The organism is Larkinella harenae, from assembly GCF_054780515.1.
In genome coordinates, this window is sequence record NZ_BAAGWE010000001.1 from 1,951,407 (window position 1) to 1,967,350 (window position 15,944).

A 15,944-nucleotide genomic window follows, 5' to 3' on the forward strand; every position below is an offset into this window, starting at 1 on the left:
GTATTGTGAAAACGTTGCATATCCTCAATGGCGACGCAATGGCGGGAGCCTTTGCCGAATCGAACATCCTGCGACCCTCCGACGAATCCGTCATCTGGCGGGAAGCGCTGTCGGAAGGGCCGGTGCGGGCGGAAGTGGACACATTGCGCGAACTGTGGGACATCCGGCAGGCGTGGCTCCGTGTGTATGCCAGTAACCCAAATTTGAGCTACGATCAGATGGTGGTCGAAGAGTTTGAACGACTGACGAAACCGACGGATTACGAGACGATTTATCTCTGGTTCGAGCAGGATCTGTTTTGCCAGATCAACCTGGTTTTTCTGTTGGCACAACTGGCTACTTTCCCCCTGGGAACTACCCGAATTAAACAGATATCGGTTGATTCGGTACCCGATGAGCCGTTTTTTAAAGGCATGGGACAATTGACCGGTGCTCAGTTGGCAACCCTGTATTTGCAGGCCGAGGAACTGACGCAGCACGAGCTCAAGCTGGCCGTACGGGTTTGGAATGCCTACGCCAGCATGAAACCGCTGACCATTCAGGGGCTACTGGATGCGGATTTTGGGCGGCTACGGTTTCTGAAAGACGCACTTGTGCTGCATTTGCAACGGTTTCCGTTTACGGAAAATAACCTGAATCTGATGGAACACCTGCTGACGGTTATTCTCATGGAAGGCCCGGTGCCGGAAGCAACGCTGATCGAACGGTTTTTGCGGCAAGACCGCGTTTATGGCATCACGGACCTGAGCGTGGGGGAATGCATTCGGCAGATGAATGGTAAGCTCTGGGTGTACACAGACGAAGGCGTGAGCCTGACCGAAGCCGGAGCCGATGTTATTTCCGGGCGTCGGGTGCTGCCACCGGTTGAACGCTGGCTGGGTGGGTTTTATCAAACCCCTGATTCGCCCTACCGGTGGGATCAGGAAAAAGAAAAACTAACGGAACTGTGATTACAACCTTAGGCTTAGAGCTTCCTTCTGACCCGCGCTGGGTCGATATTGCCAAAATGAATCTGGGCGATATCCTGATCGATCACGCCTTTTGCGAACAGAAGGCAGCTTCGTCGTGTATTTCGCTGATTGTTCAGTACCCGGAGCGGGAAAAACTGGTGGAGGTGTTGACTCCGGTAGTCGCGGAAGAATGGGGGCATTTTCAGCGGGTGCTGAAAGAACTCCGTAAGCGAAATATTCCGTTGGGAAAACCGCGCAAAGATGAGTATGTCAACCAGTTGCAGCAGATCCTGAGGAAACCGAGTGACCGCAACGAGCAATTAATGGAAAAGTTGTTGCTGAATGCGCTCATCGAAGCCCGCAGCGCCGAGCGGTTTAAGTTGCTTTCGGAAAGCCTCACGGACGAATACCTGCAAAAATTCTACCGCGAGCTGATGATTTCGGAGGCCGGGCATTACCGCAACTTTATTGAGCTGGCGGAAGAATACGTACCCAGGGAAACCGTCCGGAAGCGGTGGAAAGAACTGCTGGAAGCCGAAGCGGAAATCATGAAAACGATGGATGTGCGGGCCGACCGGTTCCATTAACCCATTCATCCGATTCGCATTCGGAGAGCACGCTTTGTTGAGCAGGATGACAAATCGTGCTCCTACACCCGCTACCATCCGAATTCTATTTTTAATCATCCCGAATGTCATTTTTAAGTCAGGTTGCTGCCCATATTTTCCAGCGTCACGGTACGCAGATGGATACGGTATGGGTCATTGTACCGACCCGCCGGGCGGTTTCTGTTTTTCAGAATTGCCTCAGCGAACACGCCGATACCCCGTTTTTATCACCCCATGTGCTGGCCGTCGATGACTTCATCACCCAGAGCGCGGGAGTAATGCTGATTGATCCGGTCAGCCTGTTGTTTGAGCTGTATGAAGTGTTCCGGGAAATTGACCCGGCGTTGGAATTCGGGCGGTTTTTGAACTGGGCCAGCGTGCTGTTGACGGACTTCGACCGCATCGATCAATATATGATTTCGCCGTCGGAACTGTTTAGCTACATGACGGCCGCCAAAGCACTGGAGCGCTGGAAACTCGACCTCCCCGACGGGCGAGCGGCCCAGCTTGAAACCGTGGGGACGCAGCGGTATTTCAAATTGTTTGAGAACTTGCAGGCGGCCTACCAGGCTTTGCACGACCGGCTGCTGGCGAAAGGCTGGGCGTACCGGGGCATGGCGTATCGCCTGCTGGCCGAACAGGTCGATGAACGGGTGCGCGACAATCCGGCGTACGATCAACTGTATTTTGTGGGTTTCAACGCCCTGAGTAAATCGGAAGAACAGATCGTCAAAAGCCTGCTGAAAGCGCAAAAAGCCGAAATGTTATGGGATACCGACGCGTATTACATGCAGTCGAAACGGCAGGAAGCGGGCAAAATGCTGCGTACCTACAAAGACGCGGGTTGGAGTAACCCCTGGACGTGGGAGCGAAATGACCTTACCCAGACGCCGAAGCACATTCAGGTGATCGGGGTGCCAAACGCCAGCATGCAGGCGAAGGTGGCCAACCAACTGTACCGGCAATCGGCTGGGGCGAATCAGGAAACAACGGCCCTGGTGCTGGGCGACGAAACCCTTTTGTTGCCCGTATTGTATTCGCTCGGCGGATCGGTTTCGGACCTGAACGTAACGATGGGGCTTTCGCTCCAGAACTCACACCTTTTTACGTTGATCGATGCCTTGTTCGAAATGCAGCGAACGGTGGCAACCTTCCAGAAAAAGGACGGCAGTGGTACGGTTTCGATTCCCAAATACAACCACCGGCACGTTGTCAAAGTGTTGAGCCATCCCTTTATCCGGCAGTATGAACAAACGGTTTTGAAGCAGTCGGGAGAGACGGCTTCCCGGCTGGTACAACAGGCTATCCGAACCATTACCGCCGACAATCTGGTCTACCTGGATGAACGACAGGTTATCAAACTGGGGGCGGGTGATCCGCTTTTTGATGCTTTGTTTCGGCGGTGGCCCGACGATAAACCGCTGGTCATCATTCGCCAGTTCTACGCCCTGATCGACATTCTGAAAGGCGTTTATGCCGAACAGCAGGACGCCATTGAAACGGAATACCTGTATCTGTTTGAAAACCTGCTGCGTCAGCTGGAAACAACCCTCGAACGGGAGGAACGAAACGAACTGGTGACCCTCAAAAGCCTGAAGCAATTTCTGTATGAGCTAATTCGGCAGACGAGTATACCGTTCGAAAGCGAAGGGGGAAGTGCCTTGCAGGTGATGGGGATGCTCGAAACGCGCGCGCTGGATTTTGACCGACTGATTATTTTGTCGGTCAACGAGGGTGTTTTGCCGCAGGCCCGGAAACTGAACTCACTCATTCCGTTTGATGCCTGCGTTGAAGTCGGATTGCCGACCTACCAGGATCAGGAGTCGGTAATGTCGTATCATTTTTACCGGTTGTTGCAACGCGCCAAAGAAGTGACGCTGCTGTATGTAACGTCGGCCGATGCTTACGGAACCAGCAAAGGCGAAAAAAGCCGGTTTATCCGGCAGATTGAACACGAGTTGGTGCCAGCATCGGGGGGAAATATACAAATTAGTTACCCCAGCGTCCGGTTTGGGCACCTGGAAGTGCAAAAACCGCTGGTGTTTTCGTACGATACGCTCGAAATACCGAAAAGCGAGGCTATTCTGACAACCTTGAAAAAAGACCTGATTGCGCAGTTTAATCCGGCCAAAAACCGTTTTTTCGGGGGGCTGTACCCAACTTCGCTCAACAATTTTGTCAGTTGTTCGCTCAAGTATTACTTCAGCCGGGTAATCAGCATGCAGGAAGACGAAGAGGTGAGTGATGAAATGGATGCCGCCGAATTTGGCCAGTGGATTCACAACACGCTGGAAGCGCTCGATCAGGAGCACCGGATGGTAGGCGAGGAGGTTACAGCTCAAACCATTGTTGAAAAGCTACGAACGAAGTACGAAGAGCAGTTTAGAAACCGGGTGACCGAATCGGGTATGAACCGGCTGCTCTACCGGATTGCCGAGGATCTGATGGTGCGTTTTAACACCTTGCAGCTGGAACGGTACGGTCCAAGCCTGGAGGTGTTGCAAACCGAGGAAGAATGGGAAACCGAACTGGAAGTTCAAACCGCGATCGGTTTGCTGCCCATCCGGATTGCCGGGAAAATCGACCGGGTAGAGCGATTACGGCAACCCGACGGGTCGGTCCTGATTCGGGTGGCTGATTATAAAACGGGCCGAGTGGATGCGAAGGATGCCGACGTAAAAACGATGGAACTGCTGCTGACCGATTCCCTGAAAGGCAAAGCGCGCCAGTTGTGGTTGTATCAGTACCTGGTCTATAAAAAAATGCTGCAAAACCAGGGACTACAGTTCGGGAACGAGCGAATTGACGGCACGACGACGAAGGTTGTGGCCGGATTTTACTCGTTCCGGAACCTGGAAGGCGGTTTTATCGAAAACAAACTGTACCTGGGAAGTCCGGATGAGTTTGTTGCCCAGACGGAAGTTCACCTCCGAAAACTCATCACCGACTTGTTTGACCCTGCCCAACCTTTTCAAAAAACCGCAGATAAAAAGATCTGTGAATGGTGTGAATACCGCAAATTGTGCGGTCGCTGAGTGCGGTTTTTCGCCGTCCTTATTCTTTGTTTTTTTGCACACCCCCCGGTTTTTCCCGGGATGTTTCATTGAGAAGAATGGCTTCCCGAAGCAATTCCCGGATCAATTCTTCGTTAAAATCCTGCGCCCGGACCACCAGCGACCGGACTGTTCGACGCCCCCGGTTTTCGAGTACGCCCCGTTCGTCGGATAATTCGTATCCTCTTAAAAAACAGAGGTCAACGGCGGGTTCGGTGGTGCGCAACGGATTGAGATAACACAAATGGCCTTTGTGCGAAAAAAAAGGCACTCCCCAGTTGATTTTCTCCTGAACACGGGGGGAAGCATCCTGGATTAAGCGACGTATTTGGGCTAATAGGCGATGAATTTCGGGCGTTTGTCGATTAATGTATTCGTCAACTGTCATAGCTTATTATAATGGAGTAATTTCGGTGCTAAGTTAGCTGAAAAATCAGATTCCGATAGTACTCGGTAAATTGACGCGCCGTCGGAGGTTACTTTCTCAACGGGTGCAATGCTGCACTCGCTTCAACATTTATTTCTGTGAAAAGGTGGATTGCAATTGGCTTGGTGCTGCTGGTTTTGGGTGGTACCATTTATTACAACAAGTTTTACAAGCAACAACCGGGTGGCCCCGGGGGCGCTGGTAACAAGGGCGGAGCTGCTGCCGGAGGGCCTGGAGGACGGTCGGGGGGACCTACCGCCATCAATGCCTATGTTGTGATTTCGCAGAATTTGAAGGATGAAGTAGTCGCTACAGGCTCGTTGATAGCCGCCGAGCAGGTGGATATTTACCCCGAAATTTCGGGGCGGATCGTTCAGTTAAACATTCAGGAGGGCCGGGCAGTTAGTCAGGGGACTTTACTGGTTAAACTCTACGACGGTGATTTACAGGCGCAATTGCAGAAGCTGAAAGTAGTGGAAGAAAATAACCGCCGGATTGAAGAACGGAACAAACAATTGCTCGAGCGGGGGGGGATCAGCCAACAGGAATATGACATTATTGTGACGAACCTGAAAGGCGCACTGGCCGACATTGAAGTGACCAAAGCGGCCCTGCGCCGGACCGAAATCCGGGCCCCTTTTTCGGGGACCATTGGGTTGCGGAATGTGAGTTTGGGAGCGGTGGTAACGCCCAATACCCTGATTGCCCGGTTGCAGCAGACGAGTTCGATGAAGCTGGATTTTTCGGTCCCTGAAAAATACGGCCCGTCGGTGAAAATCGGTAGTACGATTTCGTTTCAGATTGACGGATCGGATAAAGTATTCAATGGATCGGTGTATGCGGTCGAACCCGGTGTGGAAGAAGCCACCCGGAATTTACGCATTCGGGCGCGGGTGGCCAATGGTTCGGCCAATTTGCGCCCTGGTACGTTTGCCAAGGTGAATTTGGTGATCAATACGTCAAACGCGCTGGTAGTGCCGACTCAATCAGTGATTCCGCAAACCCGGGGAAGTCAGGTGGTGGTGATTGAAAATGGGAAAGCGGTTTTTAAGGATGTGAAAATCGGATTACGGAACGCCAATGTGGTGGAAGTAACGCAGGGGTTGCAACCCGGCGATACTGTGGCGACGAGCGGACTGATTTTTTTGCGGCCCGACTCGCCGGTTAAAGTGACCAAGATAGACAAGTTGACGGGTCAGAACCAGCCCGCAACCGGATCAGGGGCGGGAGTGAGTGCAAGCATGAGATAACAAACTAAATCAATGAGTTTACCTTCTTTAAGTCTCCGACGACCGGTTTTCGCCATGGTTATGTCGATCGTTATCATCCTGTTTGGGGTGATCGGTTTTACATTTCTGGGCGTTCGGGAATATCCGGCCATTGACCCGCCGATTATTTCGGTGCGGACCAGCTACGTTGGCGCTAACCCCGATATCATCGAATCGCAGATTACGGAGCCAATTGAAAAATCGCTCAACAGCATTGAAGGCATTCGGACGATCTCTTCCAATAGTGCCCTGGGAAGTAGTAACATCACCATTGAATTTGATCTGGGCGCTGATTTGGAGCGCGCTGCTAATGACGTTCGGGATAAAGTAGCACAGGCCCAGCGGCAGTTACCACAGGATATCGACGCACCACCGGTGGTGAGTAAGGCCGATGCCAACTCCGACCCAATCATTTTTATGCCCATTCAGAGCACAACCCGCAATCCTATGGAGTTGTCGGATTATGCTGAGAACGTGTTGCAAGAGCGCTTGCAGACGATTCCGGGCGTTAGTCAGGTGATGATTTATGGTCTGAAACGTCCTGCCATGCGGCTTTGGATTGACCCCCATAAGTTATCGGCTTACCGCTTGACGGCGCAGGATATTCAGGATGCTTTAACCCGCCAAAATGTGGAGCTGCCCGGGGGGAAAATTTACGGAAATAATACCGAACTAACCGTGAAAGCCGCTGGTCGGTTGACGACGGAAGAGGATTTCAATAACCTGATTCTTCGGCAGACGGCCAACCAGATTATTCGTTTCAAAGATGTTGGATACGCGGTATTGGGGCCGGAAAACGAAGAGTCGGCGGCCAAGCAGAACAATGCGTCGGGGGCTATTCTGGTGATGATTCCGCAGCCGGGTGCCAACTACGTGGCTATCGCGGATGAATTCAACAAACGGCTGGAGGATATCAAGCGGGAGTTGCCGCCCGATATCAAAATTCGTAACGGAATTGACCGGACGATTTTTATTCGGAAGTCGATTGAAGAAGTGGGGGAGACGATCCTCATTGCGTTCGTGCTGGTCGTTATCGTTATTTATCTTTTCTTCCGCGATTGGCTGATTTCCATCCGCCCGCTGATCGATATTCCGGTATCCCTGATTGGCGCTTTTTTCGTCATGTATGTCTCCGGTTTTAGTATCAACGTACTAACCCTGCTCGGAATCGTGTTGGCTACGGGGCTTGTTGTTGATGACGGGATTGTGGTCACCGAGAATATTTTCAAGAAAATTGAGCAGGGAATGGACTTGAAACGGGCCGCCAAGGAAGGGTCCGAAGAGATTTTCTTTGCCGTTATTTCTACGTCGGCTACGCTCGCCATTGTGTTCCTGCCTGTGATTTTTCTCCAGGGTTTTACGGGGCGGCTGTTCCGCGAATTTGGGGTGGTAGTGGCCAGTTCAGTGTTGATATCGGCTTTCGTTTCGTTAACCCTGACGCCGGTGCTCAGTGTTAAGCTAGTCAGCAAAGACCACGGGCAAGGGTCGTGGTTTTACAAGAAAACGGAGCCGTTCTACCGCTGGCTGGACGATTCCTACCGTTCGGCATTGACGGATTTCATGAAACGCCGTCGCTGGGCTTTTGGTTTGATCGCCGTTTGTATCGCGATCATTTTTGGGATTGGCTCAACATTAAAATCGGAGCTGGCACCGCTGGAAGATCGGGGGCGGGTTCGGATTCCAATTACGGCACCGGAAGGAACGAGTTATGAAGCCATGAGCCGGATTACGGATCGGGTGAATCAGTTTGTGCTGGACTCGGTGCCCGAAATTACCTTTACCTTCAGCGTTATTGCACCCGGAAACTCGGCTGCCGGTGCCGTCAACTCGGGGTTTGTATCCTTAAACCTGACGGATTCGCGGGAACGGACCCGGTCACAACAGGATATTACCGATTACCTGGGTAAATACCTCCGAAGTTTTAGTGAAGCCCGGATGAATGCCACCCAGGAACAAACCATTCAGGTGGGTCGGGGTGGTGGCGGTTTGCCCGTTCAGTTTGTCATTCAGAACCTGAATTTCGATAAACTTCGGGAGGTGCTGCCCAAATTCATGGATGAGGTACAGAAAGATCCAACGTTCCAGGGCTTCGATGTGGATTTGAAATTCAATAAACCGGAGCTTAACATCACCATCGATCGGGAAAAAGCCACGAGCTTGGGCGTATCGGTCCAGGATGTGGCCCAGACGTTGCAGTTGGCGCTCAGCAACCGCCGTCTGGCGTATTTCCTGATGAATGGAAAGCAATACCAGGTTATTGGTCAGGTATCGCGGGATGACCGCGATGAACCGGTTGATCTGGCGTCGTTTTACGTCCGGAATAACGTGGGAAACCTCGTTCAGCTAGACAATTTGGTGAAATTCGCCGAAGTATCCAGTCCTCCGCAGGTATATCACTACAACCGGTTTAAATCGGCCACCGTATCGGCGGGCTTGTCACCGGGTAAAACGATCGGCGACGGAGTTGAGGCCATGCAGGCCATTGCGGCTCGTACCCTGGATAATACGTTCCAGACGGCTCTTTCGGGGCCTTCGCGCGACTACGCCGAAAGTTCGTCGAACACCCTGTTTGCCTTTGTGCTGGCGCTGGTTTTGATTTACCTGATTCTGGCGGCTCAGTTTGAGAGCTTCACCGATCCGCTCATCATTATGTTGACGGTGCCGCTGGCTATAGCAGGGGCGGTCTTATCGCTCTGGATGTTTAACCAGACGCTTAATATTTTCTCCCAGATCGGTATCATCATGCTGGTCGGTCTGGTCACGAAAAACGGTATTTTGATCGTTGAGTTTGCGAATGAGAAACGGAAAGAGGGCATGAATAAACTCGACGCGGCCATTGAAGCCTCGGCCTTGCGTCTTCGTCCGATCTTGATGACCAGCCTGGTAACGGCTTTCGGGGCATTACCCATCGCTATGGGGTTGGGTGCGGCTGCGAAAAGTCGTATCCCGCTCGGGGTTGTGATTGTGGGTGGTATTATGTTTTCGCTCGTGCTCACGTTGTTTGTCATTCCGGCCATGTATTCGTTCATGTCGCGCTATAAACACGTTGATAACTCGGCGTACGAAGATCACCCACAGCCCGTCCAGCCGTTGCCGGAACCCGAATCCCGGAAACGGAAAAATGAGGAGTTGTACGAAGAAGAAGTATAAATGAAAAAACCGGCTCGTCGCCGGTTTTTTCATTTATATTGGGTTTAGGCCTGTGGAGCCCGAACGAGGCCCGTCCCTACGTCGGCCGGATCGAAGCCGGATTTTAGCCCGGTTTCCGTTCCTGAACCAATCAGCCGGGCTGTTAAGGTCAAGGGGGTCAACAGACCGGTTTTCGTGATTTTCTCCGCCCACAAAGCGGCTACCCCCGCTACATACGGAGTAGCCATACTGGTTCCGCTCATCTGTGCGAAACCGCCACCGGGTTTGGCCGACACTATTTTTACGCCCGGCCCGGCAATATTGGCCCCGGTGTTGGAAAAGGGGGCGACGGTTAAGCCCTGGCTGCTTTCACCCAGCGCAGCAACGGAGATGATGCCTTCCGATACGGCGGGTGGGCTGACCGAAATCTCAAAATCTGGGTTGACATTCCGTTGGCTCTCATTGCCGGCTGCGGCAATGATGATCGTGGCCTGGGCGAACGATCCCTGAATCCGAATTAGGGCAGCCAGCCTTTCAAAAAGCTGGACGTTGGCCCGGTATCCTTCGAGGGCGTAGGAAGTGGCTAGTTCAGCCGGGTAACCCTGATCAATCAGTTGTAGAACAAAGCCCGGAAAATCCATGCCCAATGACATGGAAATGACATTGGCTCCGTTCTGTCCCGCCCATTGAATCGCATTGACAATCTGGTCGCTGGAGCCACCGCCGTTTTCGCCGAGCACCTTACCAATCAGGGCTTTCTCCACGCCGGGTGCAACGCCGATCCGGGTGTTGTCGGAAATTCGGCCAAAAATAGTGCCGGCGCAGTGGGTGCCGTGGCCGTGCGGATCCCCGTTGCCTTCGCCCGTAAAATCCCGTTCAATGAGTTGAACACCCGCAAAGGCGGGGTGAGCGTTATCAATTCCCGTATCCAGCACGGCCACAATAACGCCAGCACCAGTGAAGGGTGAAGTGTCGGCTCCCACGGCTTTGACGCCCCAGGCAACGGTGGCCGCCGACGGTTTTGCCACGTTTTTTACCTGAACCGGTTCAATCAATTTCATCGGAATGGCCGGAGCCACGGCCAGAACACCAGCGTCGCGGGTAATGGTTGATACCTGTCGCCGGTCAAACTCGTCGATTTCAACGGTCAGTCCCGCAGCGACGGATTCCACGGAGCGGACTTGCGAAAGTGCGCCCAGAAATGGATCGCGGGTGGCGGTTTGGGTCGTTCGTAGGATGATGTGTTTCTGTTTCATGGAGTAAAGGGTTGGCAATAAAAGCTACATGTTCGGTTTTTTACGGGAAATCGTAACGGCTTCGATGGTGTACCGACGGGCATCCGAGTTTCCGTCCTGGTAGCGCAGACTCATGGTGGGCCGGGCGGGGTTGGCGTAGGAAACACCCGTACCCAGCAATACGGTTTTATCCGTCACTGTGATGGCCGAACCAGCGCTTTTTAACACCGTTACGTTGTAAGTATTGCTGCTTAGGTTGACGGTAAAGACCACCGTGTGCGAGATTCCTTCCGGAATGGTGCCAATCAAATCCTGCTGCTGAGTAGTGAGGTTGCGGAGCAGTGTAACATCGCCGTTAGCCTTGATGGTCATCCGGGCGATCATCCCGGCACTGCCATCAGTGATGTCGACCAGGATGTCACCACCGAAGGTATTTTCCTGAGTGGCCGTGTAATAAAACCAAACTGTTTGGGCAAAATTCGTCGAGATTCCCTGAAACGAAAGCCATTGGTTGCTGGCAGTTAAGCCCGGGGCATCGGCCTGGGTAAACCGCAGGGCTTTTTGTCCCGCCGTGGCTGAGGCCACCACCTTGAGTCGGGGTTCCAGTTGTGAGCTATAGGCAATGGCATCTCCGGCAGGGTCGCCGGGTAACGTTTTGTTCGGAAGGGCGTTGATGGCATCACTTTCGAAATCCGACCGGAGGATGTACGTCGATTGGCAGGCAGTGAAAACGACGCAGCAGACTAAACAGGCAAAAAACCGATAAGGTATCATATCCGTTAAGTGTTTAGTGATTCACCAAAAGTAGGAAGATAACTTATTCGGTAACAGCGTATTATTACTTGATTTTGGTGTGCGTAGTTTTAGGGGTGAGGGGCGGGCATAGCGGAATTCTATGCCCATTTTTCGTTTTACAGGTTCGGAGCCACTTCTGCTAGCTTCGCCGGGTTAACCGTTGGCTAAAACGTGGAATTTATTCAGATTATTCAGACCGCAGGGCTGTTACCGGATTGCGCAGAGCCGCCCGGATGGATTGGAAGCTGACAGTGAAAAAGGCGATGACAAGCGCCAGTAGCGCGGCTACCGTAAACGTCCAGATGCTGAAATCGATGCGGTACGGGTAGTTTTCAAGCCACCTACCAATGGCATAATAAGCGGCAGGAAAGGCGAAGAGGAACGAGACCCCAACCAGTTTGAGAAAATCCACGGAAAGGGATTGCACAATGCTGGCGACAGACGCTCCCAGCACCTTCCGAATTCCGATTTCTTTGGTACGTCGTTCGGCCGAGAGCGTCGCTAATCCAAAAAGGCCAATGCAGGAGATGAAAATGGTCAGCAACGCGCCAAACAGCATAATTTGTTTCCACTTGGCTTCAGCCTCGTATTTTTTCAGATTTTCCTCGTTCAGAAACTTATACGTATAAGGATTCTGCGGAAAAAGCCGCTTAAAGGTTGTTTCGATCTGACGCAGGCTCGCGGTTTCGGTAGTGGGTTTGATTTTTATAATGGCCTTCCCGTATTCGTTTTTGGGTTTCATGGTAAACAACTGCGGTTTGATCTCCTGATTCAGGGGGGCAAAATGGTAATTCTTCACCACGCCAATTACCGTATATTTTTCGGGACTATCGTACGAAAAATCAACCACCTGCCCAATGGGTTTTTTCCAGCCCGCTTCCTTCACGAACGCTTCGTTGACCAACACGGAATTCGTGGAATCGCTTGGAAAAGCCGGTGAGAAGTTTCGGCCTTGAACGACTGGAATTTTGAGCATGGGCAGATACGTTTCATCAACGGTTTCGTAGGCGAATGAAAGCTGTTTCGTTCCGTTATTGACCTTGGCGATGGTTCCCCAGAAGCCCCGGTTTTTGGGGGCAACGGATACGATGTTCGGGTTTTTGAGCAGTTCTTCCTTCAGGAGTTTGGCTTCGTTGCGTTTCAAATTCGTTTTATCGAAAACAACCAGGTTTTTATCGTCATAGCCCAGATTTTTTTGGGTCAGGTAATTGAATTGAGCGTAGATGGTGAGCGTACCCACAATCAGAAACGAAGCCAGCGCAAATTGCACCACCACCAGCCCTTTTTGCAGGTAATTTTTACCGGAAAGATTAAAGCGGCTATAGAGCGTTTGAACGGGGTTGTAACTGGAGAGCACCAGCGCGGGGTAAAAACCGGCCAGCAAACCCGTCAGTACAAAAAGGCTGATGTAACTCAGGATCAGTTTGTAATCAAAAAGGTAGGAGAGCGTTAGTGCTTTGTTGGCCAACTGGTTGAACGTCGGTAGCACCAGCTGGACCAGGAATAAAGCGAGCGTAAAGGCAATGGTGCACAGCACAAACGATTCGCCCAGGAATTGAATGACAAGCTGAGAACGGCCTCCGCCCACCACCTTCCGGACCCCAATTTCTTTCGCACGTTTCAGCGACCGGGCCAGCGTTAGGTTCACAAAGTTGATGCAGGCAATTAGCAGGATAAAACCCACAATGCCCGATAGAATGTACGAAAAGATTGGATTACTGCTCTCGACTAGCCCGTTATCTGCGGGTAAGTTCGTGCTTAGGTGCATATCCGTAAGGGGTTGAAGGCTGTATACCTCCTTGGTTTTGATGTCAAATTTCTCCGCCATCATCCGGATGCTTTCCTGGGCATCGGCCTGGTAAATCTGATTCATTTTGGCTTCTACAGCCGCAAGGTTAGCACCGGGGCTGAGCAACACAAATGTATTCTGGAACACGCTGAACCAGTTGTCGTTTTTGCTCCAGGCTTCTTTCGAAACCTGACTGGGTATCAACACCTCAAACTTGATGGATGAATTTTGCGGAACTCGTTGGGCAACACCGGTAATGGTATACGGTTCAAACCGTTCTTTCTCTTTGAAAAACAGCGTTTTCCCCAGCACGTCGGTACTGCCGAAACTCTTCATCGCCATGTCTTCCGATATCACAACCGACGTGGGTTGTTGCAGGGCCGTTTTGGGGTTACCGCTCAACAACGGAAAGGAGAACAACGAAAAAAAGTTGGAATCGGCCTGATAAATTTTCTGGCTGACAATTTCCCGGCCCTGCTTCATATCCCTGCGGTTTTCGCTGTAACGGACGAAGGATAACATTTCCGGAACGCCAGCGGTGAACTTGGGACCCTGGAAAATTCCCGTGTATGGATTGAAACGGTCGGGTGATCCGTCGGGACTTATTTTCTTGCTTGTGATTCGGTAAATGTTCGGGTTGTTGGCGTGGAACCGGTCGTAGCTGACTTCATCTTTGGTGTACAGCATGATCAGCATGGCAGCCGCCAAACCGATGCTAAGGCCAGTGACGTTGATAACGGAGTAGGCTTTGTTATGGACCAGTGTCCGGAAGGCGATGGTAAGGTAATTGCGTAACATGCTCAGGTTCAACAAAGAGGTTGATGGAAAGTCTGATGGTTTCCTTTTTAGAAAGAAGGGATTGATGTAATGAAAAACCGCCCGGACGAAATGACGGCGGGCCTTCGACAAGCCTGCTTTTTCTACTTGCTGATGAAAAACTTCGTGCAAATCGCCCTGCACATCTTCCAGCAGGTGAGAAGCTACAAACCATTCCAGCAAGCGATCAGCCCAGCGGGGCGGAGTGACGGGTTTCGACATGAGCGTGAAAAGTGAAAAATTGAGCCGGTGGATAACCGATGCGATTTTTGGAATTTAGGGCTGAAATCCGATGCGTTGAAATTTGCCCGGCGGAATGGCTTCCCACAACCGGGAGCGGATTTCCTGGATGTCGTGTAGGGCGCGGACACCAGTTGTCGTCAGCGCGAAAAACCGTTTGCGTCGCCCACCCCGCTCGGCTGTCGCTCCGCCCATTTCCGATGATAGGAACCCTTTTTCTTCCAGCCGATACAGGGTCGCATGAACGGCGCTCATGGTGATGGACCGACCAGTTTGCTGCTGAACGTCTTCCCAGATCGTCACGCCGTAGGCTTCGACAGGGCAGGCGGCTACCACCAGCAGCACTATTTCTTCGAACTCCCCCAGAAAGGATCTGCGCATGATGCTAAAATCAACTTTTTATTAGTTGTAATTTTGCAAAACAAATTGAGTGCCAGATCATAAAAAGGCTTGTAGTAGCGGTATAGAGCTAAAAAAGAAAAAGCCGTTGTCCGTTATCGTACAGATTTTGTCCACGCACGGACAGGAGGGATACGTTACGGTATTCGGTTTGCTGACGCATTTTATTTACTACAAGCGTCAGCCTACCGTAAACTTACAAACCGCGAATCAATCCGGCCATTTTTTCGCGCAAAGCCGTGTCTGGCTGCTGGCCGTGACCCGCCTGCAGGTTGTCGGCGGCATGGCGGGGGTTGCTGGTACCCGGAATAACGCAGGTAACGGCGGGGTGTGCAATGAGAAATTTCAGGAAGAACTGCGCCCAACTATGTATCTCGTATTCCTTCGCCCAGTCGGGTAATGGCTTCCCTTTGACGAGCGAAAACAGGCGTCCTTCGGCAAAAGGCTGGTTGATGATTGTAGCAACGCCCTTGTCGCGGGCAGCAGGCAGGAGCTTTTTCTCCGCGTTTCGGGATAGGATGGAGTAGTTGAACTGAACAAAATCGATGGGGTACCGGGTGAAAATCTCGATTAACTCATCGTGCATCGAATCGGTGTAGTGCGTGATGCCGATGTACCGGATTTTGCCGGCGGTTTTCCAGGCTTTCAGTGTTTCCAGATGCGTTTTCCAGTCGAGAAGATTATGAATCTGCATCAGGTCCATTGTCTGCCGTTTCATTTTTCGCATCGAGTCTTCCATTTGCTGGATACCCGCTTCGCGGCCTCGCGTCCAGACCTTGGTTGCATAGAAGAACTGATTCTGGAAACCGGATTGAGCCGTCAAGTTGCCGACTACCTCTTCCGATCGGCCATACATTGGCGATGAATCGATCAGCTTGCCACCCGCCTGCTGAACGGTTTTCAACACCTGCATCAGCGGTTCCTGTTCGGCAGCACTGGCAGCATCGAAAGTTTGCCAGGTACCAAGACCAACAACGGGTAGTTTTTCCTGGCTGGAGGGGATCGGACGGTTGAGCATGGCGGTTTTTTGCCGATGAGAGAAACCGTAAACACCGCCGGAAGTCAGTACAGCCGCCGAAGCCGTCAAAAATCGGAGGCTTTCGCGCCGGGATTGCCGATGGTGGAAGGCGTTCTGCATATCAACTGGAGCTATTATCACTGAAAGAATTCAACCCGGTGTTCATAAAGTGCGAGAGAGGGGTGCTTGGAATAGAAGAGTGGGGACAACTTACCCA

11 protein-coding genes are annotated in these 15,944 nt (G+C 51.9%); 5 read left to right on the forward strand and 6 right to left on the reverse strand.

Annotated features, from left to right (window positions below):
* Positions 1-5: 5 nt before the first annotated feature.
* The 3 genes from ACYVH9_RS07935 to ACYVH9_RS07945 all read left to right on the forward strand — a co-directional run bounded on the left by ACYVH9_RS07935 (position 6) and on the right by ACYVH9_RS07945 (position 4,593).
* On the forward strand, positions 6-950 hold the full coding sequence (locus tag ACYVH9_RS07935) for a DUF1835 domain-containing protein (RefSeq protein WP_460635764.1): 945 nt from the start codon (positions 6-8) through the stop codon (positions 948-950).
* On the forward strand, positions 950-1,537 hold the full coding sequence (locus ACYVH9_RS07940; RefSeq protein WP_460636458.1) for a MiaE family protein: 588 nt from the start codon (positions 950-952) through the stop codon (positions 1,535-1,537). The genes ACYVH9_RS07935 and ACYVH9_RS07940 overlap by 1 nt, the downstream gene beginning before the upstream one ends.
* 104 nt (positions 1,538-1,641) lie before the next feature.
* Positions 1,642-4,593, forward strand: a complete 2,952-nt coding sequence (locus ACYVH9_RS07945) for a PD-(D/E)XK nuclease family protein (protein ID WP_460635765.1) — start codon at positions 1,642-1,644, stop codon at positions 4,591-4,593.
* Between the two features lie 19 nt (positions 4,594-4,612).
* On the opposite strand, the gene ACYVH9_RS07950 is transcribed toward ACYVH9_RS07945, so the two are convergent.
* Positions 4,613-4,999, reverse strand: a complete 387-nt coding sequence (locus tag ACYVH9_RS07950; RefSeq protein ID WP_460635766.1) for a DUF1801 domain-containing protein — start codon at positions 4,997-4,999, stop codon at positions 4,613-4,615.
* A 137-nt stretch (positions 5,000-5,136) separates the two neighbouring features.
* Here ACYVH9_RS07950 and ACYVH9_RS07955 point away from each other — a divergent pair, with 137 nt between their 5' ends.
* Positions 5,137-6,288, forward strand: a complete 1,152-nt coding sequence (locus ACYVH9_RS07955; protein WP_460635767.1) for an efflux RND transporter periplasmic adaptor subunit — start codon at positions 5,137-5,139, stop codon at positions 6,286-6,288.
* A 12-nt stretch (positions 6,289-6,300) separates the two neighbouring features.
* Entirely contained in the window at positions 6,301-9,456 is a 3,156-nt protein-coding gene (locus tag ACYVH9_RS07960) for an efflux RND transporter permease subunit (RefSeq protein ID WP_460635768.1), read from the forward strand.
* A gap of 44 nt (positions 9,457-9,500) precedes the next feature.
* On the opposite strand, the gene ACYVH9_RS07965 is transcribed toward ACYVH9_RS07960, so the two are convergent.
* The 5 genes from ACYVH9_RS07965 to ACYVH9_RS07985 form a co-directional block, all read right to left on the reverse strand.
* Entirely contained in the window at positions 9,501-10,691 is a 1,191-nt protein-coding gene (locus ACYVH9_RS07965) for a S8 family peptidase (protein ID WP_460635769.1), read from the reverse strand.
* A gap of 24 nt (positions 10,692-10,715) precedes the next feature.
* Positions 10,716-11,444, reverse strand: a complete 729-nt coding sequence (locus ACYVH9_RS07970; RefSeq protein ID WP_460635770.1) for a hypothetical protein — start codon at positions 11,442-11,444, stop codon at positions 10,716-10,718.
* A 208-nt stretch (positions 11,445-11,652) separates the two neighbouring features.
* A complete protein-coding gene (locus ACYVH9_RS07975; protein ID WP_460635771.1) occupies positions 11,653-14,292 on the reverse strand; it encodes an ABC transporter permease in 2,640 nt (879 codons plus the stop codon).
* A gap of 54 nt (positions 14,293-14,346) precedes the next feature.
* Positions 14,347-14,691, reverse strand: coding sequence for a PadR family transcriptional regulator (locus ACYVH9_RS07980; protein WP_460635772.1), 345 nt, complete (start codon positions 14,689-14,691; stop codon positions 14,347-14,349).
* A 214-nt stretch (positions 14,692-14,905) separates the two neighbouring features.
* Complete coding sequence (locus ACYVH9_RS07985) at positions 14,906-15,847, reverse strand: aldo/keto reductase (protein ID WP_460635773.1); 942 nt, start codon at positions 15,845-15,847, stop codon at positions 14,906-14,908.
* Between the last annotated feature and the right edge of the window lie 97 nt (positions 15,848-15,944).

Coding starts and splice junctions, on each gene's coding strand:
- ACYVH9_RS07945 (WP_460635765.1), top strand. CDS start 1,642: ATGTCATTTTTAAGTCAGGTTGCTGCCCATATTTTCCAGCGTCACGGT.
- ACYVH9_RS07950 (WP_460635766.1), bottom strand. CDS start 4,999: ATGACAGTTGACGAATACATTAATCGACAAACGCCCGAAATTCATCGC.
- ACYVH9_RS07960 (WP_460635768.1), top strand. CDS start 6,301: ATGAGTTTACCTTCTTTAAGTCTCCGACGACCGGTTTTCGCCATGGTT.
- ACYVH9_RS07965 (WP_460635769.1), bottom strand. CDS start 10,691: ATGAAACAGAAACACATCATCCTACGAACGACCCAAACCGCCACCCGC.
- ACYVH9_RS07970 (WP_460635770.1), bottom strand. CDS start 11,444: ATGATACCTTATCGGTTTTTTGCCTGTTTAGTCTGCTGCGTCGTTTTC.
- ACYVH9_RS07975 (WP_460635771.1), bottom strand. CDS start 14,292: ATGTCGAAACCCGTCACTCCGCCCCGCTGGGCTGATCGCTTGCTGGAA.
- ACYVH9_RS07980 (WP_460635772.1), bottom strand. CDS start 14,691: ATGCGCAGATCCTTTCTGGGGGAGTTCGAAGAAATAGTGCTGCTGGTG.
- ACYVH9_RS07985 (WP_460635773.1), bottom strand. CDS start 15,847: ATGCAGAACGCCTTCCACCATCGGCAATCCCGGCGCGAAAGCCTCCGA.